General features: G+C 73.3%; 22 protein-coding genes. 12 read left to right on the top strand and 10 right to left on the bottom strand.

Translation table 11 applies throughout. The features are described 5' to 3' along the window. Positions 1-41 precede the first annotated feature (41 nt). The 4 genes from AMK29_RS10245 to AMK29_RS10230 form a co-directional block, all read right to left on the bottom strand. Complete coding sequence (locus AMK29_RS10245; protein WP_073810865.1) at positions 42-788, bottom strand: hypothetical protein; 747 nt, start codon at positions 786-788, stop codon at positions 42-44. Continuing rightward, positions 776-1,348 (bottom strand): SigE family RNA polymerase sigma factor, encoded by a 573-nt coding sequence (locus tag AMK29_RS10240; RefSeq protein WP_073810863.1) that lies wholly within the window; start codon positions 1,346-1,348, stop codon positions 776-778. Before AMK29_RS10240 ends, AMK29_RS10245 begins: the two co-directional genes overlap by 13 nt. A gap of 221 nt (positions 1,349-1,569) precedes the next feature. Further along, positions 1,570-2,505, bottom strand: coding sequence for an A/G-specific adenine glycosylase (locus AMK29_RS10235; RefSeq protein WP_073810858.1), 936 nt, complete (start codon positions 2,503-2,505; stop codon positions 1,570-1,572). Between the two features lie 174 nt (positions 2,506-2,679). Then, entirely contained in the window at positions 2,680-3,351 is a 672-nt protein-coding gene (locus tag AMK29_RS10230) for a phosphatase PAP2 family protein (RefSeq protein WP_073810855.1), read from the bottom strand. A gap of 245 nt (positions 3,352-3,596) precedes the next feature. Between AMK29_RS10230 and AMK29_RS10225 the strand changes: the two genes are divergently transcribed. Then, on the top strand, positions 3,597-4,454 hold the full coding sequence (locus AMK29_RS10225; protein ID WP_073810852.1) for a hypothetical protein: 858 nt from the start codon (positions 3,597-3,599) through the stop codon (positions 4,452-4,454). A 146-nt stretch (positions 4,455-4,600) separates the two neighbouring features. On the opposite strand, the gene disA is transcribed toward AMK29_RS10225, so the two are convergent. Together disA and radA are read right to left on the bottom strand one after the other, a co-directional pair. Next, positions 4,601-5,725, bottom strand: coding sequence for a DNA integrity scanning diadenylate cyclase DisA (disA, locus tag AMK29_RS10220; RefSeq protein ID WP_073810849.1), 1,125 nt, complete (start codon positions 5,723-5,725; stop codon positions 4,601-4,603). Positions 5,726-6,085: 360 nt separating this feature from the next. Continuing rightward, the gene (radA, locus tag AMK29_RS10215; RefSeq protein WP_073810846.1) at positions 6,086-7,489 is read right to left on the bottom strand and encodes a DNA repair protein RadA; all 1,404 of its coding nucleotides are present in this window, start codon (positions 7,487-7,489) and stop codon (positions 6,086-6,088) included. Between the two features lie 172 nt (positions 7,490-7,661). Here radA and AMK29_RS10210 point away from each other — a divergent pair, with 172 nt between their 5' ends. Next, the gene (locus tag AMK29_RS10210) at positions 7,662-9,467 is read left to right on the top strand and encodes a BACON domain-containing protein (protein ID WP_073810843.1); all 1,806 of its coding nucleotides are present in this window, start codon (positions 7,662-7,664) and stop codon (positions 9,465-9,467) included. 76 nt (positions 9,468-9,543) lie between these two features. Here the strand turns inward: AMK29_RS10210 and AMK29_RS10205 are convergent, their stop codons facing one another. Continuing rightward, positions 9,544-10,440 carry a hypothetical protein gene (locus AMK29_RS10205; protein ID WP_079196827.1) on the bottom strand — a complete coding sequence of 299 codons (897 nt, stop codon included), beginning with the start codon at positions 10,438-10,440 and terminating at the stop codon, positions 9,544-9,546. Between the two features lie 41 nt (positions 10,441-10,481). On the opposite strand from AMK29_RS10205, the gene AMK29_RS10200 reads away from it, so the two are divergent. The 4 genes from AMK29_RS10200 (at position 10,482) to ilvD (ending at position 14,972) form a co-directional block, all read left to right on the top strand. Next, positions 10,482-11,414 carry a Ppx/GppA phosphatase family protein gene (locus AMK29_RS10200; RefSeq protein ID WP_073810840.1) on the top strand — a complete coding sequence of 311 codons (933 nt, stop codon included), beginning with the start codon at positions 10,482-10,484 and terminating at the stop codon, positions 11,412-11,414. 119 nt (positions 11,415-11,533) lie between these two features. Further along, entirely contained in the window at positions 11,534-12,370 is an 837-nt protein-coding gene (locus AMK29_RS10195; RefSeq protein ID WP_073810837.1) for a sugar phosphate isomerase/epimerase family protein, read from the top strand. Next, positions 12,367-12,978 (top strand): TetR/AcrR family transcriptional regulator, encoded by a 612-nt coding sequence (locus AMK29_RS10190; RefSeq protein WP_073810835.1) that lies wholly within the window; start codon positions 12,367-12,369, stop codon positions 12,976-12,978. Before AMK29_RS10195 ends, AMK29_RS10190 begins: the two co-directional genes overlap by 4 nt. Before the next feature lie 140 nt (positions 12,979-13,118). Next, positions 13,119-14,972 (top strand): dihydroxy-acid dehydratase, encoded by a 1,854-nt coding sequence (ilvD, locus tag AMK29_RS10185; RefSeq protein ID WP_073810833.1) that lies wholly within the window; start codon positions 13,119-13,121, stop codon positions 14,970-14,972. 119 nt (positions 14,973-15,091) lie between these two features. On the opposite strand, the gene AMK29_RS10180 is transcribed toward ilvD, so the two are convergent. Continuing rightward, positions 15,092-17,257, bottom strand: coding sequence for a protein kinase domain-containing protein (locus AMK29_RS10180; protein WP_073810830.1), 2,166 nt, complete (start codon positions 17,255-17,257; stop codon positions 15,092-15,094). Positions 17,258-17,414: 157 nt separating this feature from the next. Between AMK29_RS10180 and AMK29_RS10175 the strand changes: the two genes are divergently transcribed. From AMK29_RS10175 to proC, 5 genes are all read left to right on the top strand, one after another. Further along, positions 17,415-17,714: an SH3 domain-containing protein gene (locus tag AMK29_RS10175; RefSeq protein ID WP_073810827.1), complete on the top strand. Its 300-nt coding sequence runs from the start codon at positions 17,415-17,417 to the stop codon at positions 17,712-17,714. Between the two features lie 35 nt (positions 17,715-17,749). Continuing rightward, positions 17,750-18,265: a hypothetical protein gene (locus AMK29_RS10170; RefSeq protein WP_073810825.1), complete on the top strand. Its 516-nt coding sequence runs from the start codon at positions 17,750-17,752 to the stop codon at positions 18,263-18,265. 341 nt (positions 18,266-18,606) lie between these two features. After that, a complete protein-coding gene (locus AMK29_RS10165; RefSeq protein ID WP_073810823.1) occupies positions 18,607-19,458 on the top strand; it encodes an ABC transporter ATP-binding protein in 852 nt (283 codons plus the stop codon). After that, a complete protein-coding gene (locus AMK29_RS10160; protein WP_073810821.1) occupies positions 19,455-20,192 on the top strand; it encodes an ABC transporter permease in 738 nt (245 codons plus the stop codon). The genes AMK29_RS10165 and AMK29_RS10160 overlap by 4 nt, the downstream gene beginning before the upstream one ends. Positions 20,193-20,276: 84 nt before the next feature. Further along, a complete protein-coding gene (proC, locus tag AMK29_RS10155; protein WP_073810819.1) occupies positions 20,277-21,086 on the top strand; it encodes a pyrroline-5-carboxylate reductase in 810 nt (269 codons plus the stop codon). Between the two features lie 22 nt (positions 21,087-21,108). On the opposite strand, the gene AMK29_RS10150 is transcribed toward proC, so the two are convergent. Next, complete coding sequence (locus AMK29_RS10150) at positions 21,109-21,705, bottom strand: cysteine hydrolase family protein (RefSeq protein ID WP_073810817.1); 597 nt, start codon at positions 21,703-21,705, stop codon at positions 21,109-21,111. A 45-nt stretch (positions 21,706-21,750) separates the two neighbouring features. Between AMK29_RS10150 and AMK29_RS10145 the strand changes: the two genes are divergently transcribed. Beyond that, complete coding sequence (locus AMK29_RS10145; RefSeq protein ID WP_198942213.1) at positions 21,751-22,794, top strand: GlxA family transcriptional regulator; 1,044 nt, start codon at positions 21,751-21,753, stop codon at positions 22,792-22,794. On the opposite strand, the gene trpS is transcribed toward AMK29_RS10145, so the two are convergent. Then, positions 22,761-23,759, bottom strand: coding sequence for a tryptophan--tRNA ligase (trpS, locus tag AMK29_RS10140; RefSeq protein ID WP_073810813.1), 999 nt, complete (start codon positions 23,757-23,759; stop codon positions 22,761-22,763). The genes AMK29_RS10145 and trpS overlap by 34 nt on opposite strands. Between the last annotated feature and the right edge of the window lie 772 nt (positions 23,760-24,531).

Below are 24,531 nucleotides of genomic sequence, written 5' to 3'. Positions count from 1 at the left end.
GCGCCCGGCGTACGGTTCCGGGTCGTGGCCCGGCGGCCGGGTCAGTCGGCCGGGGGCTCGCTGGGCGCGGGCTCCTCGACACCGCCGTCGCCGACGGCCCGGCTGTAGTCGTTGTGCACCCAGTCGTGCTGGGTGAACCTGCTCCCCGACCAGCGGTACGTGATCACGTCCTCGCCCGAGGGGTACGCGACCGGGTCGCCCTCCGCGTACACCTGCTTGGTGACGACGAGCTCGCCCCGGTCGATCGTGGCGTAGACCGCCGCGTCCTCCGCCATGAAGACGTTCTCGTACCGGTCACTCTGCTTCCGGTAGACATACGTGCCGATGCCGATGGCATCGCCGCAGGTCATCACGTTGACGACGACATCGGGTGCGGGGCTGTTCGTGAGATTGCCGTAGGAGGCGTCCACCGGGTAGGCGTCCGCGACGCACGGCTTCAGATCGGTCTTGAGCCGCTCGCCGATCTTCGGGTCGGCCTTCAGGAGCGCGATCGGATCGACCCGCTCGGCGGGGGCCTGCCCTCCCGCGGCGGACGGAGCGGGGGCGGGACCCGTCGAGGCCACCTCGTGGGTGCCCGCCGCGCCCTCGTCGCGGGACCCGGTACCGCCGCTGGAGCAGGCGGCCATGGACAGCCCGAGGGCGACGAGCCCGGCCGCCGCCGTGATGCTCGCCGCCTTGACGGTACGACGCCGGCGGCGGCGCCCGGCCCGGTACGGGTCGTCACCGCCGGGTCCGTCACCGCCGCCGTCGTGTCTGCTGCCGTCGGCTTCGCCGTCTAGGCCGCGCACCGCTCCCGCTCCCGTTCGTCGCCTCGTACGGTCGTCCGCTCCCCGGTCCGGCCCAGGGCACGGGCGTCGAGGTCACGGCTCTCCAGCTCCTGACGGAGCCGGGCGAGCGCGCGGTGGAGCGTGGACTTCACCGTACCGGTCGACATGCCGAGCGCCGCCGCCGTCTCCTCGGTGCTCATCTGTTCCCAGTGGCGCAGGACGACGACGCTGCGCTGCTTCGGCGCGAGCACCTTCAGGACGTCCATGAGCAGGGCCCGGTCGGCGTGCTGCTCGGTCGGGTCGTCGCCGCAGGCGTCGGGCAGCTGCTCGGTGGGCACCTCTTCGATCTTGCGGGAGCGCCACCACTCGGTCCGGGTGTTGATCATGACCCGGCGCAGGTAGGCGTCGGCCAGGGACTTGTCGGCTATGCCGTCCCAGCGCCCGAAGGTGCGGGCGAGAGCCGTCTGGAGGAGGTCCTGGGCGTCGACGGGGTCGGCCACGAGACGCCGTGCACTGCGCAGCAGCGCGTCCTGCCGCGTGCGTACGTACTCCTCGAAGTCGAGCACCTCGCCATGCCTCATCCGAACCGCCTCCGAACCCCGTGACCAGCTTTGTTCCTCGTGTCGTGGACGACGCTACGGAGCGGTTGTCACGGGGTTGTGCGGGGCAGCCGTCGGTGGACGCACGGCTACCCATCGGTTGTGTAACAGCGGGGCGGAGGAGGTTTCGCGCGCCGTCCGGCCGGTCCCAGCGGACGCTCAGGCCATGGAAAAGCCGCGTTCAGGCCACGGGAAAGCCCCGCTCAGGCCACGGGAAGCCGGTAGAACCCGTCGTCCAGCGGCTCGACGAGACCGTCCGCGACCAGACCGTCCAGGGCCCTGGCCCGCTGCACCGGCTCGTCCCAGACCGCGTCCAGGACCGCCTGAGCGACCGGCTCCGCCGAGTCCCGCAGCACCGCGAGGAGCCGGCCCCGGACCTGCCGGTCGGTCCCCGCGTACGTCTGGCCGCGCCGCGGCGGACCGTCGTGGGCCGGCTTCCCGGCGAGCCGCCAGGCGCACAGCCCGGCGATCGGGCAGCGCGCGCAGTCCTCGTTCTTCGCCGTGCAGACCAGCGCGCCCAGCTCCATGGAGGCGGCGGCCCAGCGGGACGCCGTCGCCTCGTCCTCGGGCAGCAGGGCGCGGGCGAGCCGCCGTTCGGCGGCCGTGGTCGCGTTCGGTGGGTACTGCACGCCGCTCGCCGCCCGGGCGAAGACCCGGCGCACATTGGTGTCCAGGACCGCGTGCCGCTGTCCGTAGGCGAAGGAGGCCACCGCGGCCGCCGTGTACTCGCCGATGCCGGGCAGCGCGAGCAGCTGCCCGTGGTCGGTCGGCACGTCGCCGCCGTGCCGTTCCGTTATGGCCACGGCGGCCGCGTGCAGCCGCAGCGCCCGGCGCGGATAGCCGAGCCTGCCCCAGGCCCTGACCGCCTCGCCGGGAGCGTCGGCGGCCAGGTCGGCGGGGCGCGGCCAGCGCGCGAGCCACTGCTCGTACACCGGCAGGACCCGCACGACCGGGGTCTGCTGGAGCATGAACTCGCTGACCATGACGCCCCACGCGCCGGCCTCGGGGCGGCGCCAGGGCAGGTCACGGGCGTGCCGGTCGAACCAGGCGAGGACGGGCCCGTGCAGCTCGGCGGGGGGCGTCGGGCCGGCGGGGGCGTCGGGGACGTCGGGCGTGAGGGGAGCGTCGATGGAAGTCATGGCACCCCCGATCCTGGCACGTCCACGACGCGAACCGTACGCGCCGTGGCACGGGCACCGGGGTGGCATCGCACCACGCGCCGAGGCGCGCGCGCCGGGGTGCGTGCGCCGGAGCGAGCGCGGGGGTGGGCGAGGGCCCTCGGGGGTGTCTTGTCGATCAGGCCGGGCTCGCGGCTAGAACACGCCGTGCCCGGCCCGCTGGGGCTCCTCCGCGTGCGGGAGCGCGTGCGCCCGGGGTCCGCGGCCCGCGCACCACACGACCGCCGAACTCCGGCTCGACCGGGCCGTCTCCACCAGGGTGCCCACCGGCCGGACCGCCGCCCGCATGACGAGGAAGGCGACCAGGCCGCCGAGGAGCAGACCGACCGTGACGTCGTGCGGGTAGTGGACACCGACGAAGACCCGGGAGAACGCCATCAGGAGCGCCATCGGCACGGTCAGCCAGACGATCCCGCGCCAGGACAGGGCGAGCGCGATCGCGGCCGCGCCCGCGATGGCCGAGTGGTTGCTGGGGAAGGACCAGTCGCCGTACGGCGGGCAGGTGACGAGCGAGGTGGGCGCCCCGAGGACCGCGCGGCACGGCCGTTCCTCGTCGATCACCGACTTCAGCGACTCGCTCACCACGTACCCGAAGGCGGTGGCGAGCGGGGCGAGCAGCGCGAGCGCCATCATCCGGCTCGACCCGTCACGGGAGCGCCACCAGCCGGCCAGGAACAGCGCGCCGAACAGCAGCAGTCCGGCCTCGGTCCAGACCTCGGCGAGCCACTGGAACCAGTGGGGGGTGGAGTGGGCGAGATCGGCGACGTCGAGATACAGACGATCGGAGAGGTCGAGGAGGGTGTTCATGGTGCACGACGCTAACCGGAATCCGGAGTCCTCCGCCCCGGGCCAACGGCCAGAGCGACCCCCGACGAAAGTGGGGGTCTCGCGATTCCGTCCGGTTCCCCCCGGTTTCGGACGGAGCGCGTAGGCGCCGGGCGTCGTCACGCGAGAAGTTCCCGGAACGAACGGATGTGATGATCGGCAAAACTTGCCGTCTCGGGCGGCGGGTGGGGCGGGAGTTGAGCCGGATCTCTCGTAAGGTTCGGGTCGTGGGATCTTTGCGCAATCCGGTCGGGCCGCTTCCCTCCACCATCTACTGGCGACGGAGGGCGGTGGCGGCGTGCCTGGTGGCGCTCCTCGCGCTCCTCGCCGTATGGGCCGTCACCTCCGGTGACGGGGGCGGGAAGAAGCCGAACGACGGGGCCAACGGCTCGTCTCCCACGCCCCCCTCGATCACCCCGGGACCGTCCGGCACGGGCCCGGCGATCAGCCAACAGCCGGGCGGACGCGATGAGTCGGGCGACTCCGGCGACACCACCGGCGGCAACGGCGGTACGGGCGGCGGCGGTACGGACCCGGGTTCCGGCGCCGACGCCGGTACGGACGCGGGCACGACCGCCGGTACCGGAACCGGTGACGGCGGCAAGAACGGCGACACCGACGGCGCGGGCGGCGACGGAGGCGCGGGCACCGGCGCGGGACAGCGCGTACCGGCGAACTCACCGCTCCCGAACTGCCCCGCCGGAGCACTGCAGTTGACGCTCCGCAGCGTGCAGGTCAGCTACGAGACGGGGGAGAGGCCCCGCTTCCAGCTCATCGCGAGGAACACCTCGAACGCCGCCTGCAAGGCCGACTTCGGGCCCCGCACCGCGGTCGTGACGATCAGCGACAAGCAGGACGACGAGATCTGGTCCTCCGCCGACTGCCCGCGCCCCGGCGGCCCCGTCCTGCTGCACGTCCCCGCGGGGGCCACCGTCACCCACACCGTGGAGTGGGACCGCAAGCGGAGCGCGCCGCGGTGCGCCACCGCCCCGCCGGGCCAGGCCGGCCCCGGCACCTACCTCGTGGAAGCGACGATGCCGGGCACGAAGGTCCTCCCGGCCTCGTTCACCCTGGCCAAGGACTGAACCGACGGCGTGACCCGGCGGGCCCGGAGGGACGTTCCTCCGGGCGGCCGCCCCGGCCACGCGTGACCCGGCGGCCCCGCCAGACGAGACCCGGCGGCCCCGGAGGGGCGTACCGCCGAAGGTCCGCCGAGGGGCTCGTCCGTCTCCTAGACGTACCGCTCCAGGATCGAGGACTCCGCGAGCCGGGACAGGCCCTCGCGCACGCTGCGGGCGCGGGCCTCGCCGACCCCGTCGACGGCCTGGAGGTCGTCCACGCTGGCGGCGAGCAGCTTCTGCAGCCCGCCGAAGTGCTCCACGAGCCGCTCGATGATCGCGCCCGGCAGCCTCGGCACCTTCGCCAGGAGCCGGTAGCCGCGCGGCGAGACGGCCGAGTCGAGGGTCTCGGGCGAGCCGCTGTACCCCAGCGCCCGCGCGACGACCGGCAGTTCGAGCAGCTCGGTGTGGGTCAGGGCGTCCAGCTCGGTGAGCGCCTCGGCGACCGTCCGCGACCGCTTGGCCGTCGGCTCCGGCACGTAGTCCCGGATCACCAGCTCGCGCTCCGGCTCCACACCCGCGATCAGCTCGTCGAGCTGGAGGGAGAGCAGCCGCCCGTCCGTACCGAGCTCGACCACGTACTCCGCGATCTCGGTGGCGATCCTGCGGACCATCTCCAGGCGCTGGGCGACGGCGGTGACGTCCCGGACCGTGACCAGGTCCTCGATCTCCAGGGCGGAGAGCGTGCCGGCCACCTCGTCGAGCCGGAGCTTGTACCGCTCCAGCGTCGCGAGCGCCTGGTTGGCCCGGGACAGGATCGCGGCGGACTCCTCCAGGACCCGCCGCTCCCCGTCCACGTACAGCGCGATCAGGCGCATGGACTGGGAGACGGAGACGACGGGGAAGTTGCACTGCTTGGAGACCCGGTCGGCCGTACGGTGCCGGGTGCCGGTCTCCTCGGTGGGGATGGAGGCGTCCGGGACCAGCTGCACACCGGCGCGGTGGATCTTGGTGATGTCCTTGTCGAGGACGAGCGCGCCGTCGAGCTTGCACAGCTCACGCAGGCGCGTGGCGGCGAACTCGACGTCCAGCACGAAACCGCCGGTGCACATCGAGTCGACCGTCTTGTCCAGGCCGAGCACGATGAGCCCACCGGTGTTGCCGCGGAGGATCCGCTCCAGGCCGTCGCGCAGCGCGGTGCCCGGCGCGACCGCGCTCAGCGCGGCCCGCATCAGTGCTTCGTTGCCGGAGCCCGCGCCGGACTTTCCAGGAGCTGCTGCCCCGTCCTTGGCTGCCACTGCACTCCTCCGGCTCGTACGGATGGGCGAGACCAGGGCAAAGTCTAGCGACACCACCCCGCCGCCCTCCGCCCCCGACCGATCCCGGGTGGTCCGAAAGGGGTCCCCGCCTCGGCACGGACCTAACCCTCCGCGCCTTCGTGCAGCCTACGGAGGAAACCTTCCGGCTCCCCTACGGGGTACCGGACCAGCACCCGCCGCGCCCCCACGGCACTCCTGCCGCACCCGGCACAAGCCGCGCTCGCACCGCGCGCCGGGCCCCGCGCGCCGTGCCGCGTCGCGCGCCGGGCCTCGCGCGCCGTGCCCCGCCCCGCACCCCCGCCGTACGCCCACCGCGCGCCGGGCCTCGGCGGACACTCCTTAGCCCTCCCCGCCCTCCGGGGCCTTCGCGCGGCGGCTGCGGGGCAGTACCCGCAGGGCGTCGCCCATGTCCGCGACCTCCGTCACCTTCATGCCGGCCGGCACCCGGCCCGGGTCCGAGGGGACCAGCGCGTGCGTGAAGCCGAGCCGGTGCGCCTCGGCCAGCCGGCGCTGCACCCCCGTCACCCGGCGGACCTCGCCCGCGAGCCCGACCTCACCGATCGCCACCAGGTTCTTCGGCAGCGGGGTGTCGCTCGCCGCCGAGGCGAGCGCGAGGGCGATCGCCAGGTCGGCGGCGGGCTCGGTGAGCTTCACACCGCCCACGGTCGCGCTGTAGATGTCCCGCTTGCCCAGCGCGCTGATCCGGCCGCGCTGCTCCAGGACCGCCAGCATCATCGAGACGCGGGAGGTCTCCAGACCGGAGACGGTCCGGCGCGGGGAGGGGATCTGGGAGTCCACCGTCAGCGACTGGACCTCGGCGACGAGCGGACGGCGGCCCTCCAGTGTCACCGTCAGACAGGTGCCCGGCACGGCCACGTCCCGCCGGGTCAGGAAGAGCCCCGAGGGGTCGGTCAGGCCGGTGATGCCCTCGTCGTGCAGCTCGAAGCAGCCGACCTCGTCGGTCGCCCCGTACCGGTTCTTGACGCCCCGGACCAGGCGCAGGCGCGCGTGCCGGTCGCCCTCGAAACTCAGGACGACGTCGACCAGGTGCTCCAGGAGGCGGGGGCCCGCGATGGCCCCGTCCTTGGTGACGTGACCGACGAGGAGCGTGGACATGCCGCGCTCCTTGGAGGCCCGGATGAGCGCCCCGGCGACCTCACGCACCTGCGCCATGCCACCGGGCGCGCCGTCGATCTCGGGTGAGGCGACGGTCTGCACCGAGTCCATGATCAGCAGCGAGGGCTTCACGGCGTCCAGGTGCCCGAGGACCGCCGACAGATCGGTCTCGGCCGCCAGGTAGAGGTGGTCGCTGAGCGCGTTGATCCGGTCGGCGCGCAGCCGGACCTGGCTGGCGGACTCCTCGCCGGTCACGTAGAGCGTGCGGTGCTCGTCACTCGCCGCCTTGGCCGCCACGTCGAGCAGGAGCGTGGACTTGCCGACGCCCGGCTCCCCCGCGAGCAGCACGACGGCTCCGGGCACCAGCCCCCCGCCGAGGACGCGGTCCAGTTCGTCGACACCGGTGGAGCGGGCCGTGGCCTGCCGGCCGTCGACCTGCCCGATGGGGAGGGCGGCGGTGGACACCCGGCCCGCCGCGGTCGTGCGGACGGCGGGCGCGCCGTACTCCTCGACCGTCCCCCAGGCCTGGCACTCGGGGCAGCGGCCGAGCCACTTGGCCGTCTGCCAGCCGCACTCGGTGCAGCGGTAGGACGGCCGGTCCTTGGTCGATTTCGTACGGGCAGCCATGTCGCCCACCGTAGCGGCCCCCACCGACAACGGGCCCCGGTCCGCCGCCGCACCGCATCCCGGCCCCGGAATGTCGTGTTCCTGTCCCCTTTCGAGCGATTCATTCACCCGTAAGACTGAGAAGAACACGACCGGTACGAAAAGCGCCCCCCACCCTGCCTACGGTCGACCGGTGACGAGCAGCAGGCTGGAATCCACCGCACGCACCACCGGCGCACACCGGGCGCACCCCGCCACGGACGACGGACCGCGCGCGCTCGGCCGGCGGCCCCCCGCGCGCTACGAGGCCGCCCTCGACGGCCTCTTCACGTACTGCCTCTCCGTGCTCTGCGACCACGACACGGCGACCGCCGTCCTCGGCGACGTCCTGGCCGTCGCGGAGCGCCACCACGGCCGCTGCCCCTCCGACGAGGAGGGGCGCACGGCCTGGCTGTACGCCCTCGCCCGCTGGGCCTGCCTGCGCAGCCTCGGGGAGCAGCGCCGCAAGCGCCAGGGCGCCCACACCGGCCGGCCCGCCGTCATCGCGCCCGAGCCGCCCCGGGTCCCCGAGGAGACCGCCGAGCGGCGCCGCGCCGAACTCGCCCTGCTCGCCTGGCCCGAGGCCGCCGGCACCACCCCCGAGCAGCGCGAGGCCCTGGAGCTGGCCGTACGCCACGGCCTCAGCCACCGTCAGGTCGCCGCCGTGCTCTCCCTCGACCCGCTCGCCGCCCGCGAGCTCCTCGCCACCGCCGGCTGCGAGGTCGAGCGCACCCGCGCCGCGCTCGCCGTCGTCGAGACCGGCAGCTGCCCCACCGTGGCCCGGCTCACCGGCGACCACCAGGTGCTGCTCTCGGCGGCCCTGCGCGCGGAACTCGTCCGGCACGTCGACGACTGCCCCCGCTGCCGGAAGGCCGCCGAGCGCGTGGGCGCCGCCGGCCCCTGGCCGGGCGGCGGGGCCCTGCCCCCGGGCGGGCTGCCGCTCGTCGAGGCGCCGCGGGCCGCCGCGTACATGGCGATGCTCCACGTCCCGCGCGCGCGTGCGGGAGCCCCGCGCTTCAGCCCGACCGGCTTCCCCATGGACCCGAAGGACCATGTGGCCCGCCGCGACCGGATGCGGGCCCGCGCGGTGACGACCACGGTCGTCGCGGCCGTGGTCGCCGCGCCCGTCCTCGCCCTGTGGACCTCCTACCGGGGCGCCCCGGACACCGACGTGACCGCCCACGACGGGTCCCGGATCAGCGCGCGCGAGGCCGACGAGCCGACGGGCCCGGACGGGCGCTCCTACGACCGCTACGAGAACGCGGGCAACGCCCGTACGACCCCCGAGCCCCGCTTCACCCGGGGCAGCCGCGCCCCCGACGTCTCCGTCGAGGTGATCAGCCCCGGCGGTCCCACCGGTCCCACGGAGATCCGGCCCGGTGAGACCGCGCCCGGCTGGATCACGGTCGCCGCGCGCGGCGACGGCGATCTCACCCTGCTGACCCTCACCGCGGCGGGCGGCGCCCCCGTCGAGTGGTCGCTGTGGACGGACGCGCCCTGGCTGTACGTCAGCCGGGCCTCCGGCACGCTCCGCCCCGGTGAGACGGTCACCATCGCCGTCCGCGTCGACCACGGTCGCGAGCCGCAGGGGGTCTGGAGCGCCCGGATCGGGGTGAACCCCTCCGGGGCGGTGGTCAGGATCGACGGGCGCGGATGGACCGCCCCGCCCCCCGCCGTCGACCCGGTCGTCCCGCCGCCGACGACCACGGAGCCGACGACCCCGCCGACGAGCCCGCCGACCACGGAGCCGACGACGCCTCCGCCGACGACCGGGGAACCCTCGACCAACCCTCCGACGACGGAGCCGACGACCCCGCCGACGAGCCCTCCGACCACGGAGCCGACCACCCCGCCGCCGACGACGGAGGAGCCGCCTCCGGCCACCACGGAGCCGGGCCCGACGGAACCGACCACGCCCCCGCCGACGACGGAGGAACAGCCCCCGCCGTCCACATCCTGAACGAGCGCGGCGGGGGCCGGGGCGACGCGCGTGCGGGGCCCGGCCCGCCGACCCGGCCCCGAGCCCTCGGCCCTGTCTAGCCCTTCGGGTCCGCCGGGTGCGGGGCGACGAGCGGCAGCTGCGAGGAGAGCCGGGCCTCGCACAGGCCGACGAGGACCTCGTACGCCTCCTTGCCCATCAGCTCCGTGAGCTCGGGCCGGTACGTCACGTAGACCGGTTCCCCGGCCCCGTGAGCCGACGTGGCCGAGGTGCACCACCAGTGCAGGTCGTGGCCGCCGGGACCCCAGCCCCGGCGGTCGTACTCACCGATCGTGATCTGCAGGACCCGGGTGTCGTCGGGCCGGTCGATCCAGTCGTACGTGCGCCGCACCGGCAGCTGCCAGCAGACGTCCGGCTTGGTCTCCAGCGGCTCCCGGCCCTCCTTCAGGGCCAGGATGTGCAGCGAGCAGCCCGCGCCGCCCGCGAACCCGGGGCGGTTCTGGAAAATGCAGGACCCCTCCCAGCGGCGGGTCTGCCGGTCGCCGTCCTCGTCGAGCTGCACCCAGCCCGACTCCGTACCGACGTCGTGGAACTGCCACAGCTCGGGAGTGAGGCGTGCCACATGCGTCGCGACCCGCTTCTCGTCGTCCTCGTCGGAGAAGTGCGCGCCCAGCGTGCAGCAGCCGTCGTCCGCCCGGCCCGCCTGGATGCCCTGGCAGCCGCTGCCGAAGATGCACGTCCAGCGGGAGGTCAGCCAGGTCAGGTCGCAGCGGAAGACCTGCTCGTCGTCGGCCGGGTCGGGGAACTCGACCCACGCGCGCGCGAAGTCGAGGCCCTTCTCGTCCGGCTCCACGCCCTTGCCCCGCTTCCTGCCGCTCTTCACGGCACCGCCGGTCCTGCCGGCTTTCACGCCCGTCACGGCGGCCGCAGCCGTCGTCACAGCCGTGTCGTCGCCGCTGTCCTTGCCGGGCTTCGCCTTCTTCGTCTTTGGCACACCACCAAGCGTATGCGGGTACGCGCAGTACCGTTCCGCCCATGAGACTCGGAGTCCTCGACGTCGGTTCGAACACGGTGCACTTCCTGGTGGTGGACGCCCATCCGGGCGCCCGGCCGCTGCCCGCCCACTCCCACAAGGCGGAGCTCAGGCTCGCCGAGCTCCTCGACGAGCGGGGCGCCATCGCCCCGCACGGCGTCGAGCGGCTCACCACGACCGTCAGGGACGCCCTCCTGGCCGCCGAGGAGAAGGGCTGCGAGGAGGTGCTGCCGTTCGCGACCTCCGCCGTCCGCGAGGCCAGCAACGCCGACGCCGTCCTCGCGCGCGTGAAGGACGAGACCGGGGTCGACCTCCAGGTCCTCACCGGTGAGGAGGAGGCCCGGCTCACCTTCCTCGCCGCCCGCCGCTGGTTCGGCTGGTCCGCGGGCAAGCTGCTCCTCCTCGACATCGGGGGCGGCTCCCTCGAAGTCGCGTTCGGCATGGACGAGGACCCCGACACCGCCGTCTCGCTGCCGCTGGGCGCGGGCCGGCTGACCGCCGGCTGGCTGCGGGGCGACCCGGCCGACCTCGACGACGTGAAGGCCCTCCGCCGCCATGTGCGCGCGCAGATCGCCCGTAACGTGAGCGAGTTCAGCCGCTCGGGGCGCCCCGACCACGTGGTGGCCACCTCCAAGACCTTCAAGCAGCTGGCCAGGATCGCCGGTGCCCCCGGCTCGGGCGAGGGCCTCTACGTCCAGCGGCTGCTGACCCGCAAGTCCCTGGAGGAGTGGGTCCCGCGCCTCGCCGGGATGACCGTCCCCGAGCGCGCGGCCCTGCCGGGCGTGTCGGAGGGCCGCGCCGGCCAGCTCCTCGCGGGCGCGCTCGTCGCGGAGGCCGCGATGGACCTGTTCGGGGTGGAGGTGCTGGAGATCTGCCCCTGGGCCCTGCGCGAGGGCGTCATCCTGCGCCGCCTGGACCACCTGCCGGAGCACTGAGCACGGGCCACGGGGGCGGCAACCCCGCCCCCACCCCGCCGGGCCCACCCCGCCGGGCCCGCCCCCCGCGTGACCGGAACCACCCCCCTGCCCCCCGGCCCGCCCCGTACCCTGTCTCCGTGGCAGAACCAGCGGTGCGCGTCCCGGATGCGAAGGTCGCCCTGTCGACGGCCTCGGTCTATCCGGAGTCGACGGCGACGGCCTTCGAGATCGCCGCGCGCCTCGGCTACGACGGTGTCGAGGTCATGGTGTGGACCGATCCGGTCAGCCAGGACATCGAGGCACTGCGCCGGCTCTCCGACTACCACCAGGTGCCGATCCTGGCCGTGCACGCCCCCTGCCTCCTCATCACCCAGCGCGTCTGGTCCACCGACCCCTGGGTCAAGCTCCAGCGCGCCCAGGCGGCGGCCGAGCGGCTCGGCGCCTCGACGGTCGTCGTGCACCCCCCGTTCCGCTGGCAGCGCCAGTACGCCAAGGACTTCGTCACCGGAATCTGGCGGATGGCGGACGAGACCGACGTACGGTTCGCCGTCGAGAACATGTACCCGTGGCGGTACAAGGACCGCGAGATGCTCGCGTACGCCCCCGAGTGGGACGTCACCAAGGACGACTACCGGCACTTCACCGTCGACCTCTCGCACACCGCGACCGCCCGCACCGACGCCCTGGCGATGATCGACCGCATGGGCGACCGGCTCGGCCACGTCCACCTCGCCGACGGCAGGGGTTCCGCCAAGGACGAGCACCTCGTCCCGGGGCGCGGCACCCAGCCCTGCGCCGAGCTCCTCGAGCGCCTCGCGCTCACCGGCTTCGACGGCCACGTCGTGATCGAGGTCAACACCCGCCGCGCGATGTCCGCCGCCGAACGCGAGGCCGACCTCGCGGAGGCCCTCGCCTTCACCCGGCTCCATCTCGCCTCGGCGGCCACCCGCTCCTCCCGGGCCCGCCGACCGTGACCGAACCGGCCCCGCGCCGCCGCGGCCGCCCGTCCCGTACCGAGGAGGAGAGCGGGCCCGGCGCGCGTGAACGCATCCTGGATGCGGCCCGCGCCCAGTTCGCCGAGCGCGGCTACGACAAGGCCTCGGTCCGCGGCATCGCCAAGGCGGCCGGCGTCGACCCGGCACTCGTGCACCACTACTTCGGTACGAAGGACGAGGTCTTCGCCGCCGCGATCGAGGTGTCGTTCGAGCCGGCGACCGTCGTCCCCGCCATCGTCGGCGGCCCGCGCGACACCATCGGGGAGCGCCTCGCGCGCTTCTTCATCGGCGTCTGGGAGAACCCGGCGAGCCGCGCCCCGCTCCTCGCGATCGTCCGCTCCGCGCTGACCCACGAGGCCGCGGCCAAGGTGCTGCGGACCTTCGTGCTGCGGCGGCTCCTGGAGCGGATCGCGGACGAGCTCGACGTACCGGACCCGAAGTTCCGCGCGGAGCTTGCGGCCTCCCACATGATCGGGATCGCCATCCTGCGGTACGTGATCCAGGTCGAGCCGCTGGCGACGGCGGACCCGGAGAAGATCGTGGCGATGGTGGCCCCGACGCTCCAGCGGTACCTGACCGAGGCCTGACCGCCCCCCCGGTGGAGCCCACCCGCGGCGCCCTGACCGAAAGCTGAACACCTCGTCCGGCATACGGACAGCCTGTCCAGATCTTGGTCCGTCGGCGTACGCTCGAATGCAAGCACACCCTTCACGAGGAGCGAGCGACGATGCCCGAGCTGAGGTCCCGCACAGTCACCCACGGTCGCAACATGGCGGGCGCACGCGCCCTTATGCGCGCCTCCGGTGTACCCGGCGCGGACATCGGCCGGAAGCCGATCATCGCGGTCGCCAACTCCTTCACGGAGTTCGTCCCCGGCCACACCCACCTCCAGCCGGTCGGCCGGATCGTCTCCGAGGCCATCACGGCCGCGGGGGCCATCCCGCGCGAGTTCAACACGATCGCCGTCGACGACGGCATCGCGATGGGCCACGGCGGCATGCTCTACAGCCTGCCCTCGCGCGACCTGATCGCGGACAGCGTGGAGTACATGGTCGAGGCGCACTGCGCCGACGCCCTGATCTGCATCTCCAACTGCGACAAGATCACCCCCGGCATGCTGATGGCGGCCCTGCGCCTCGACATCCCGACGGTCTTCGTCTCCGGCGGTCCGATGGAGGCCGGCCGCGCGACCCTCGTCGACGGAACGGTCCGCACGCTCGACCTGGTCGACGCGATCTCCGACGCCGTGAACCCGAAGATCTCCGACGAGGACATCCTCCGCATCGAGGAGAACGCCTGTCCGACCTGCGGGTCCTGTTCCGGCATGTTCACCGCCAACTCGATGAACTGCCTGACCGAGGCGATCGGCCTCTCCCTCCCCGGCAACGGCTCGCTGCTCGCCACCCACACCGCCCGCAAGGGCCTGTACGAGGCCGCGGCCCGCACGGTCGTCGACATCACCCGCCGCTACTACGACGAGGACGACGCCTCCGTCCTGCCCCGCTCGATCGCGACCCGCGCGGCCTTCGAGAACGCCATGGCCCTCGACATCGCCATGGGCGGCTCCACCAACACGATCCTGCACCTGCTCGCCGCCGCCCAGGAGGCCGAGCTCGACTACGGCCTGACCGACATGGACGAGGTCTCGCGCCGGGTCCCCTGCCTGGCCAAGGTCGCCCCGAACGTCGCCAAGGACCGCACGTACTACATGGAGGACGTGCACCGCGCCGGCGGCATCCCCGCCATCCTCGGCGAGCTGTACCGCGCGGGCCTGCTCAACGAGGACGTCAACTCCGTCCACTCCCGCTCCATCAAGGAGTGGCTGGACACCTGGGACGTCCGCGGCGGCTCGCCGTCCGACGAGGCCGTCGAGCTGTTCCACGCGGCCCCCGGCTGCGTCCGCTCGGCGACCGCCTTCTCGCAGTCCGAGCGCTGGGCGGCGCTCGACGTCGACGCGGCGGGCGGCTGCATCCGCGACGCGGCCCACGCGTACTCCAAGGACGGCGGTCTCGCCGTCCTGCACGGCAACCTCGCCGCCGACGGCTGCGTCGTGAAGACGGCCGGCGTCGACGAGTCGATCTGGACCTTCGAGGGCCCGGCCGTGGTCTGCGAGTCCCAGGACGAGGCCGTCGAGAAGATCCTGAACAAGCAGGTCAAGGACGGCGACGTGGTCGTCATCCGGTACGAGGGTCCGCGCGGCGGTCCCGGCATGCAGGAGATGCTCTACCCGACCTCCTTCCTCAAGGGGCGGGGCCTGGGCAAGACCTGCGCGCTGGTCACGGACGGACGCTTCTCCGGCGGCACGTCCGGTCTGTCCATCGGCCACGCCTCCCCGGAGGCGGCCTCGGGCGGCACGATCGCCCTCGTCGAGGACGGCGACCGCATCCGGATCGACATCCCGAACCGCTCGATCGAGCTGCTCGTCGACGAGACCACCCTCACCGCCCGCCGGGAGGCGCTGAACGGCGTGTACGCGCCGAAGAACCGCCAGCGCAAGGTGTCGGCGGCCCTGCGCGCCTACGCGGCGATGGCGACGAGCGCCGACAAGGGCGCGGTCCGCGACGTGACCAGGCTGGGCTGATCCCGGCACCGGGACGACCCGCGGCGGCGGGGAGCGGCACGAGCCGGCTCCCCGCCGCCGCTGTCTCTCCCGGGTACGCGGACGGGCCACGCGCGCGCGTGGGTCTCAGGACACGAGGCTCACCAGGACGCGGGGTCGCGCGCGTCCACCGCGAAGACGGAGCCGTCGGGGGCCGTCCCGAACACCCGGTCGCCGGCGGCCAGCGGCGGCGGCACCAGGGACGCGTACGCGAGCCGCCCGTTGAGCAGCCGCGGCCGGGTCTGGCCGATCAGCGCCCCGCGTGCGGTGTCGACGGCGAGCAGCCGTCCGTCCTGGACGGAGAAGTAGAGCCGGTCGCCGGAGCCGATGACGGGCGAGGACACGTTCCCCGCCCCGGTCTCCAGCTCCCACAGCACCCGTCCCTTCGGCGCTGCGGTGTCGAAGGCGGTGAGGTGGCCGTCCGTGTCGAGCACGTACACCACCGCGCCGCGTACGGCGACGCCCCGGACGTCGATCCGGTGGGGCAGCGGGACCCGGCGTACGGAACCGCCGTCCTCGTCGAGCAGGACGAGGGCGTCGACCAGCGTCCCCTGGTAGCGGGAGCCGAGGAGCAGCGTCCCGTCGCCGGTGCGGCCCAGCGGATCGAGGTCGCCGTCCAGATTCCGCTGCCAGGCCACCTCACCGGTCCCGGGATGGAGCCCGCCGACCCGCGTGCGCGTCCCGTCGGCCGAGGCCTCGGCCACGGTGAGCAGCCCGGACGGGGCGTCGTACGCCCCCGGCAGCGGGACCCCGAAGCCGGCCAGGCCGTGGCGCCAGAGCTCCTTCCCGCTGCGGCTGTCGACGGCCCGGAGCCCGCCCTGCCCGTCGGACAGGACGAGGGCGGTGCCGGCCGGACGGTACAGCTCGGGGAGCTCCGACGCGGCCGTCCAGCCGGGGGCTCCGTCGGCGGCCGCGTACGCCCGAGGCGGTCCCGTCGGAGCGGCGGCGCCGATCAGACCGTCCGCGAGGAGGAAGGGAGCGAGGGGCGTCTCCGCCTTGACGGGTACGGGTCGTGACCAGAGCACGCGGCCCGTCACCGGGTCGAGACGGGCGAGGCCGACGCCCCGGGCCGAGCAGTACAGCGCGCCCCCGGCGTGGGCGCACGCGGGCGCGACCGTGGGGCCGTGCTTCTGGAGCGTGGTCTGCCAGCCGGCGAAGGCGGTGGCCACCTCGGCCGGACGGGCGGGGGTGTCGGGTCCGGCGGGCTCCGTGGGGCTCAGGGCCGCGTACAGACCGGCCCCGGTCAGCGCGAGCGCGGCGGCGACGGCGATCGGCAGGCGCGGCCGGCCGAGACGCGGGCCCCGGCGGCGGCGCGGGGGAGCGGCGGGAGCCCGGACCGGGGTGTCGGCGTCCCACGCGGGCGCGGGGCCCCGGTCGCCGTCCTCGCCGCCCGGGAGGGCGGGCCGTCGGCGTTGCGCCGGTATGAACGCCTCCGCCGCGTACGAGGGCGGCAGCAGCGCCGCCATGATCTGGGCCGGGGTGGGCCGCTCGGCGGGTTCCTTGGCGAGGCAGCGCGCGACGAGCGGCGCCAGTTCCGCGGGCACGCCCGTCAGATCCGGCTCGTCGTGCACGACCTGGTACGCCACGATGTACGGGCTGTCGGAGTCGAAGGGGCCGTGGCCGGTCGCCGCGTGCACGAGGACCGAGCCGAGGGCGAAGACGTCCGCCGCGGGTCCGACGTCGCGGGGCCGCTGGAACTGCTCGGGCGCCATGAACGGCGGTGAGCCGATGAGCTTGCCCGTCTCGGTGTGCAGATCGCTGTCGACGGGCCGGGAGATGCCGAAGTCGATGACCTTGGGGCCGGTGTCGGTGAGCAGCACGTTGCTGGGCTTGAGGTCGCGGTGGACGACCCCGGCGCGGTGGATGTCGCGCAGGGCCTCCGCGAGTCCGGCGGTGAGGCGGCGCAGTTCGGCCGGGGCCAGCGGACCGTTCCGCTTCACCTGGTCGGCGAGGGTGGGCCCGGGCACGTAGAGGGTGGCCATCCAGGGGCGTACGGCATCGGGGTCGGCGTCGACGACCGGCGCCGTGAAGGCTCCGCTGACCCGGCGGGCGGCGGCGACCTCCTGGCGGAAACGCGCCCTGAACTCGGGGTCCTCCGCGTACCGAGCGTGCACGACCTTGACCGCGAGCCGCAGCCCGGAGGCCGAGGCGGCGAGGTGCACGACACCCATGCCGCCGGCGCCCAGGCATGCCTGGAGACGGTAGTCGCCCGCGTATTCGGGCCCCTCCGCTTCCCGGTCGGCTCCGGTACCGCGCAACGGCGGCATCGCCCACCCCCGTGTGATCACCCGTCACCTCGCGCGCACGTGCGCGACCCGACGGAGCCTAGTCCATGGCATCCCCGATGTCGGTGGGGCTTGCTAGCCTGCGCGTCGCGGAGAGTGAAACTCTGTGGAGCGCTTTTGCGCCAAGGGGGAGGACAGCATGGGTACGGACGAGAAGAACGTCGTGGGGGACACCGTGACCGCACTGAGCGCGACGCGCTACGCGGTCGCGCCGGGCTACCGGGTCAACGTGCGCTCGGGCCCGAGCACCGCGTACCCGGTCGTCCGGGTGCTGCCCCTGGGCGCCACGGTGATGATCTCCTGCCAGAAGTACGGCGAGTGGATCAGCGGCCCGTACGGCACCACGCGGATCTGGGACAGCATCGCGCCCGGCGAGTACATCTCCGACGCGTACGTGAACACGGGCAGCGACGGCCTCGTCGCACCGCGCTGCGCCTGAGGGTCTCCTCGGTCGCCCCGGGGATAATCGACCCCGTGAGCGACGACGAGCAGACCCCCCGCACGACCGGCGGCACGCCCGCCGGTCCCCAGCCCGAGGAGATCCGTTTCTTCGGCACGACCTGGGTCGACCACGGCGGCCGGTACGCGCTGCGCCGCGCGGGCCTGGCCGCCGGCTCGCTCGCGGTCGCCGTCGCGGCCTGCCTCGTGCTGCGCTTCGGCTACGAGGGCCTGCAGATCGCCGACGTCGGCGGCATCGTCAACACGCTGGTCGTCGTCATGTTCGCGGTCTGCAGCGCCATCGCCTTCCGCAAGACCTGGGAGGGCTTCCTCCGCCGCCCGGTCGACCCGGCCCGCGAGGAGGCCCTGCGCAGCCTCAAGGCGATCGGCTTCATCGGCTCGCTCCTCGCGTACGGCGTCCGCTGCCTCGTCGAGGCCCCCGGCGAGAAGCTGCGCCGCGCGGAGTACGACAAGGCCCGCGACCAGTTCGAGAAGCGCCGCGGCACCCGCACCGGCAACCCAGCCGCCCGCAAAAAGCCCAAGCGCCGCTGACCCGCCGGTGGTGGCCCCCCACCCGCCCCGCAAGGACGGAACGGGTAAGCGCCCCCGCCCGCCAGCCGGGAGCCCTTCACCGCCCACCGGCCCCCACCGCCACCGGCCGCAGCGCCATGCCAACGGCTCGTAGCCGAGCACGGGCCTGCGGCCCGCACGGGCCCACGGCCGAGCACGGGCCCGCGGCCCGCACGGGCCCACGGCCGAGCACGGGCCCGCGGCCCGCACGGGCCCACGGCCGAGCACGGGCCTGCGGACCCACCGGCAAGCCACCCCACCGCGCACCCTGGGTGCCACCCAGCTCTTGACCCCTCGGCACCCCCAGGCGCACTATTCATCACATGATGAATTACCCGGCGGGTGAGGCCGCCGACAAGGCCGACGCCCCGCCCGCCCCACCGGAGCCCGCCACCGAGACCCCGGCCATCACCGCACACGGCCTCACCGCCGTCCGCGGCACCCGCACCGTCCTGCGCGGCCTCGACTTCACCGTCCCCGCCGGCCGCATCACCGGCCTCCTCGGCCCCTCCGGCTGCGGCAAGACCACCCTCATGCGCGCCATCGTCGGAACCCAGGCCAACGTCGACGGCACCCTCCAGGTCCTCGGCCACCCCGCCGGCGACCCCACCCTCCGCTCCCGCATCGGCTACGTCACCCAGGCCCCCTCCGTCTACGACGACCTCACCGTCCGCCAGAACCTCGACTACTTCGCCGCCGTACTGCTCCCCGGCCGCGCCCACCGCCAGGAGCGCCGCACCACCGTCGACCGCGCCCTCGGCGACGTCGACCTCACCTCCCACGCCGACTCCCTCGCCGGCCGGCTCTCCGGCGGCCAGCGCAGCCGGGTCTCCCTCGCCGTCGCCCTCCTCGGCACCCCGGAACTCCTCGTCCTCGACGAACCCACCGTCGGCCTCGACCCCGTCCTCCGCCGCGACCTGTGGAACCTCTTCCACCAGATCGCCGCCGACCGCGGCACGACCCTCCTCGTCTCCTCACACGTCATGGACGAGGCCGAACGCTGCCACCAGCTCCTCCTCATGCGCGAAGGCGAGATCCTCGCCGACGACACCCCCGAAGCCCTCCGCCGCCGCAACGACACCGCCACTGTCGAAGAAGCCTTCCTCCACCTCGTCGACGCCGCCGCCGCCCGAGCCACGCACCCCCGAACCACCCAAGAGGAGCCCCGGCCATGAGCAGCGCCCGCACCCTCGCCACCGCCGCCCGCGTCCTGCGTCAGCTGCGCCACGACCCGCGCTCGATCGCCCTCATGCTCCTCGTGCCCTGCCTCATGCTCTTCCTGCTGCGCTACGTCTTCGACGGAAGCCCGGGCACCTTCGACAACATCGGCGCCTCGCTGCTCGGCATCTTCCCCCTCATCACGATGTTCCTGGTCACCTCCATCGCCACCCTCCGCGAACGCACCTCCGGCACCCTGGAACGCCTCCTCGCCATGCCCCTCGGCAAAGCCGACCTCATCGCCGGCTACGCCCTCGCCTTCGGACTCCTCGCCGTCGTCCAGTCCACCCTGGCCACCGGCCTCGCCGTCTGGTTCCTCGGCCTCGACGTCATCGGCTCCCCCTGGCTCCTCCTCCTGGTCGCCCTCCTCGACGCCCTCCTCGGCACCGCCCTCGGCCTCTTCGTCTCCGCCTTCGCCGCCTCCGAGTTCCAAGCCGTCCAGTTCATGCCGGCGGTGATCTTCCCCCAGCTGCTCCTCTGTGGACTCTTCACCCCACGCGACCGGATGGCCCCCGCCCTCGAAGCGATCTCCGACGCCCTCCCGATGTCCTACGCCGTCGACGGCATGAACCAGGTCCTCCGCCACCCCGACATCACCGGCGACTTCGTCCGCGACGCCCTCGTCGTCGCAGGCTGCGCACTCCTCGTCCTCACCCTCGGCGCGGCCACCCTCCGCCGCCGCACCGCGTGACCGCCCCTCGGACACCCGCACACCACCCGGCCCGCCGGTGCGAGGATGACGACACGTACCCCCTCCGGCGAGGTGAACAGAGCCATGACCCAGACCGTCGCAGTCCTCGGCACCGGCAAGATCGGTGAAGCGCTCCTCAGCGGCATGATCCGCGCCGGCTGGCGCCCCGCGAACCTCCTGGTCACCGCCCGCCGCGCCGAACGCGCCGAAGAACTCCGCACCCGCTACGGCGTCGAGACCGTCACCAACGCCGAGGCCGCCAAGCGCGCCGACACCCTCATCCTGGCCGTCAAGCCCCAGGACATGGGCCGCCTCCTCGACGAACTCGCCCCCCACGTCGCCGCCGACCGCCTGGTCATCAGCGCCGCCGCCGGTATCCCCACCTCCTTCATCGAGGACCGCCTCACCACCGGCACCCCCGTCGTCCGCGTCATGCCCAACACCCCCGTCCTCGTCGACGAGGGCATGTCCGTCATCTCGGCCGGCAGCCACGCCACCCCCGAGCACCTCGCCCACACCGAGGAGATCTTCGGCGGCGTCGGCAAGACCCTCCGCGTCCCCGAGTCCCAGCAGGACGCAGCCACCGCCCTCTCCGGCTCGGGCCCCGCCTACTTCTACTTCCTCGTCGAGGCCATGACCGACGCCGGCATCCTCCTCGGCCTGCCCCGCGCCCAGGCCCACGACCTCATCGTCCAGGCCGCCATCGGCGCCGCCGTGATGCTCCGCGACAGCGGCGAACACCCCGTCAAGCTCCGCGAAGCCGTCACCTCCCCCGCCGGCACCACCATCAGCGCCATCCGCGAGCTCGAGAACCACGGCGTCCGCGCCGCCCTCATCGCCGCCCTCGAAGCCGCCCGCGACCGCAGCCGCGAACTCGCCTCCGGCACCAGCTGACGCCCCGCCCGCCCCGCCGGGGTCACCGGACCCCGGCGGCCGCCCCCTTCACGACCTCCTCCGTCGACACGACCTTCGCGAACCCGCCCCCGTGCAGGGACACGGCCGTCGCCTGTGCCAGCTCATCCGCGCTCCGCGACCACCCGAACGGCCCCTCCAGGTCGAAGGTGTGCATCGCGTCCAACGGGAACACCACGTCGTACCCGAGGTTCCCGCCCATCCGCGCGGTCGTCTCGTTGCACATGTTCGTCTGGATCCCGACGATCACGATCTGCGCGACGTCCTGCCCGCTCAGCCACCCGTCCAGCGACGGCTCCCCGTAGAAGGCCGAGTTCACGGTCTTCGTCACGAGCAGCTCCGGACCACCGCCCTTCCCCCGCCGCTCCTCGACGAAGTCCTTGAACGCGTTCCCCGCGTACCCCGTCCGCAGCGGCGAACGAGAGCCCTCCGGCGAGTCGTGCCGCACGAAGACGACCGGCCGACCCGTCTCCTGCCACAGGTCGATCAGAGCCGCGATGTTCTCCTCCGCCGACGGATTGTTCCGCCGCCCCCAGAACTCATCCTCGAAGCCCTTCTGTACGTCGATGACAACCAGCGCTGCGTTCTGTGCGATCTCCATAGCCACGATCCTTCCCCCGGCCCGACGGCTCTCCCAGAGGAGTGAATGACAGCGATCGATGGTTTACTGCCACACGTGCCGCCCACCGCCACGCCCCGCCCCCAGCGCGTCGCCCTTCTCTCCTTCCCCGGCGTCCGCGCGTTCGACGTCTCGGTCATCACCGAGGTCTGGGGCAGCGACCGCACCCTCCGAGGCGTCCCACCCTTCGAACTCCACAGGGCCGCCGCCGACCCGCACACCCCCATCCCGCTGCGCGGCGGCCTCACCCTCACCCCCGACCGCCCCCTCACCTGGCTCGACGACCTCACCCCCACCGACCTGGTCCTCGTCCCCGGCATCGAAGACCCCGACGCCGACCTCCCGGCCCCCGTCCTCGACGCCCTCCGCCGCGCCCACACCGCCGGCATACCGGTCGCCTCGCTCTGCGCCGGCGCCTTCGTGCTCGCCCGCGCCGGACTCCTCGACGGCCGCCGCGCCGTCACCCACTGGCACCTCGCCAGGACCCTGGCCACCCGCCACCCGAACGTCCAGGTCGAACCCGACGCCCTCTTCGTCGAGGACACCGGCGTCTGGACCTCCGCCGGCACCGCCGCCGGGATCGACCTCTGCCTCCACCTCGTCCGCACCGCCCACGGAGCCGAAGCCGCCGCCTCCATCGCCCGCGCGATGGTCACCGCCCCCTTCCGCACCGGCACCCAGGCCCAGTTCATCGAGCACCCCACCCCCCGTGCCGACCGCGACGCCGACGCCCTGGCCGCCGTCCGCGCCCATGCCCTCGCCCACCTCGACGAGCCCCACACCGTCGCGTCCCTCGCCGCCCGAGCCGGGATGTCCCCCCGCTCCTTCGCCCGCCACTTCCAGGCCACCACCGGAACCACCCCCCTGCACTGGCTCATCGGCCAGCGCGTCGCCGCCGCCCAGAAACTCCTCGAACTCACCGACCACCCCCTCCCCCAGGTGGCCCGCCGCGCGGGCTTCGGCAGCGAGGTCACGATGCGCCAGCACTTCGCCTCGCACCTCGCCACCAGCCCACGCGACTACCGCAACGCGTTCCGTCACCCGGCAGGCAACAGCCCGATCGCGCCATAGGCCCGGTCCACCAGAGGCCGCGCCGTCCCCCGGGCCCGCTCGGCCCCCTCCCTCAGCACCTGATCCACGAAGCCGGGGTCCGCCGCGAGCTCGGCATGCCGCTCCCGCACGGGCCTCAGCAGCTCGACCACCGCCTCCGCCGTGTCCTTTTTCAACGCTCCGTACGATTCATATACACCGGCCAGCTCCTTCGGGTTCCCACCTGTCGCGGCCGCCAGCAGATCGAGCAGATTCGCGATCCCCGGCCGGACGTCCCGGTCGTACTCCACGTCCCGTCCGCTGTCGGTCACGGCCCGCATGATCTTCCGCCGCACGGTCTCCGCGTCGTCGAGCAGATAGACGATCCCGGCCCCGTTCGCATGCGACTTCCCCATCTTCGACAGCGGGTCCTGCAGGTCCATGACCCGCGCCGCCACCTCCGGCCGCGTCGCCCTCGGCACCGTGAACGTGTGCCCGTACCGCTGGTTGAACCGCACCGCCAGGTCCCGGGTCAGCTCCACGTGCTGCGTCTGGTCCTCACCCACGGGCACCTCGTCCGCCCCGTACGCCAGGATGTCCGCCGCCATCAGCACCGGATACGTCAGCAACGACAGCCGCACACCCTCCCCAGCCGCCCGGGCCCGGACGCTCTTCTCCTTGTACTGGATCATCCGCCGCAGCTCGCCGTCCGTGGCTGTGCACTCCAGCAGATACGACAGCCGCGCGTGCTCGTCCACATGGCTCTGCACGAACAAGGTGCACAGCTCAGGATCGAGCCCGGCGGCCAGCAGCAGCGTGGCCGCCTGTCGACTGAGCCGCCGGACCCGCCCAGGGTCGTGCTCGACGGTCAGCGCGTGCAGATCCACGACGCTGAACAGCGCCTCCGCCCGATGCTGATCGACCTCGACCCACCGCCGGACGGCCCCGAGGTAGTTGCCCAGCGTCAGGTGCCCGGTCGGCTTGACCCCGCTGAAGATCCTCGTCATCCCGTACGTTCTCCCTCTTCTCCTGTGCGCCGACCCGACGGCCGGCTCCCGGAGGGGGATACGCGAACGGCCGCCGAGGCGGCGGCCGCGTGATGCATGCGCGAGTGCGGGCCGCCGTCAGGCGGCCCACCACTGGGTGGTGTGCGCACGCGTAGTCATGCGCTGAGCGTACGCCGGAGGACCGGGGTTGACACGGGATTGACCGATCCGTAAGGTTCTCCGAGTTGTCCGACGTGAGCACCGACCCCGGTCGGCCCCGGACAGCCATCCCGCAAGACCCACAGAAGCTGACGGTGCTTTGTCGTGCCGTTCTGCTTTCCGTGCGTTTTTGCGAAATGAGGAATCCGCGTTCGAAACCTGAGCGCAGCCGCCCGATTAGCGTCGGAGGCAGGGAATCCGCTAAAGTCTCACTCGTCGGAACGGCCCAACAGCCGCAAAGACAAACCCCGCTGACTGGGAATCAGACGCCGAAAGATCTGATAGAGTCGGAAACGCAAGACCGAAGGGAAGCCCGGAGGAAAGCCCGAGAGGGTGAGTACAAAGGAAGCGTCCGTTCCTTGAGAACTCAACAGCGTGCCAAAAATCAACGCCAGATTAGTTGATACCCCGTCCATCTTCGGATGGCGAGGTTCCTTTGAAAGTCCTGCCGGCCCCTTGTGGACTGGTAGGCAACATACACAGCGAGGACGCTGTGGACAGTCGGCCCTATTCCGGCCTGACTGTCCCGCTCAACGCGAGTGTCACCCGATTACGGGTAAACATTCACGGAGAG

The organism is Streptomyces sp. CB02261 (genome assembly GCF_001905665.1).
Classification (GTDB): domain Bacteria; phylum Actinomycetota; class Actinomycetes; order Streptomycetales; family Streptomycetaceae; genus Streptomyces.
Note: the sequence above shows the minus strand (reverse complement) of the source record. Positions and strands in the feature narration are given on the sequence as shown.

Excerpts from the sequence above, each read along its gene's own strand:
- proC (WP_073810819.1), top strand. The coding sequence starts at position 20,277 with ATGACCCAGACCGTCGCAGTCCTCGGCACCGGCAAGATCGGTGAAGCG.
- AMK29_RS10150 (WP_073810817.1), bottom strand. The coding sequence starts at position 21,705 with ATGGAGATCGCACAGAACGCAGCGCTGGTTGTCATCGACGTACAGAAG.
- AMK29_RS10200 (WP_073810840.1), top strand. The coding sequence starts at position 10,482 with ATGAGACTCGGAGTCCTCGACGTCGGTTCGAACACGGTGCACTTCCTG.
- AMK29_RS10175 (WP_073810827.1), top strand. The coding sequence starts at position 17,415 with ATGGGTACGGACGAGAAGAACGTCGTGGGGGACACCGTGACCGCACTG.
- AMK29_RS10240 (WP_073810863.1), bottom strand. The coding sequence starts at position 1,348 with ATGAGGCATGGCGAGGTGCTCGACTTCGAGGAGTACGTACGCACGCGG.
- AMK29_RS10165 (WP_073810823.1), top strand. The coding sequence starts at position 18,607 with ATGATGAATTACCCGGCGGGTGAGGCCGCCGACAAGGCCGACGCCCCG.
- AMK29_RS10230 (WP_073810855.1), bottom strand. The coding sequence starts at position 3,351 with ATGAACACCCTCCTCGACCTCTCCGATCGTCTGTATCTCGACGTCGCC.
- AMK29_RS10145 (WP_198942213.1), top strand. The coding sequence starts at position 21,751 with ATGACAGCGATCGATGGTTTACTGCCACACGTGCCGCCCACCGCCACG.
- AMK29_RS10235 (WP_073810858.1), bottom strand. The coding sequence starts at position 2,505 with ATGACTTCCATCGACGCTCCCCTCACGCCCGACGTCCCCGACGCCCCC.
- ilvD (WP_073810833.1), top strand. The coding sequence starts at position 13,119 with ATGCCCGAGCTGAGGTCCCGCACAGTCACCCACGGTCGCAACATGGCG.
- trpS (WP_073810813.1), bottom strand. The coding sequence starts at position 23,759 with ATGACGAGGATCTTCAGCGGGGTCAAGCCGACCGGGCACCTGACGCTG.
- AMK29_RS10160 (WP_073810821.1), top strand. The coding sequence starts at position 19,455 with ATGAGCAGCGCCCGCACCCTCGCCACCGCCGCCCGCGTCCTGCGTCAG.
- radA (WP_073810846.1), bottom strand. The coding sequence starts at position 7,489 with ATGGCTGCCCGTACGAAATCGACCAAGGACCGGCCGTCCTACCGCTGC.
- AMK29_RS10180 (WP_073810830.1), bottom strand. The coding sequence starts at position 17,257 with ATGCCGCCGTTGCGCGGTACCGGAGCCGACCGGGAAGCGGAGGGGCCC.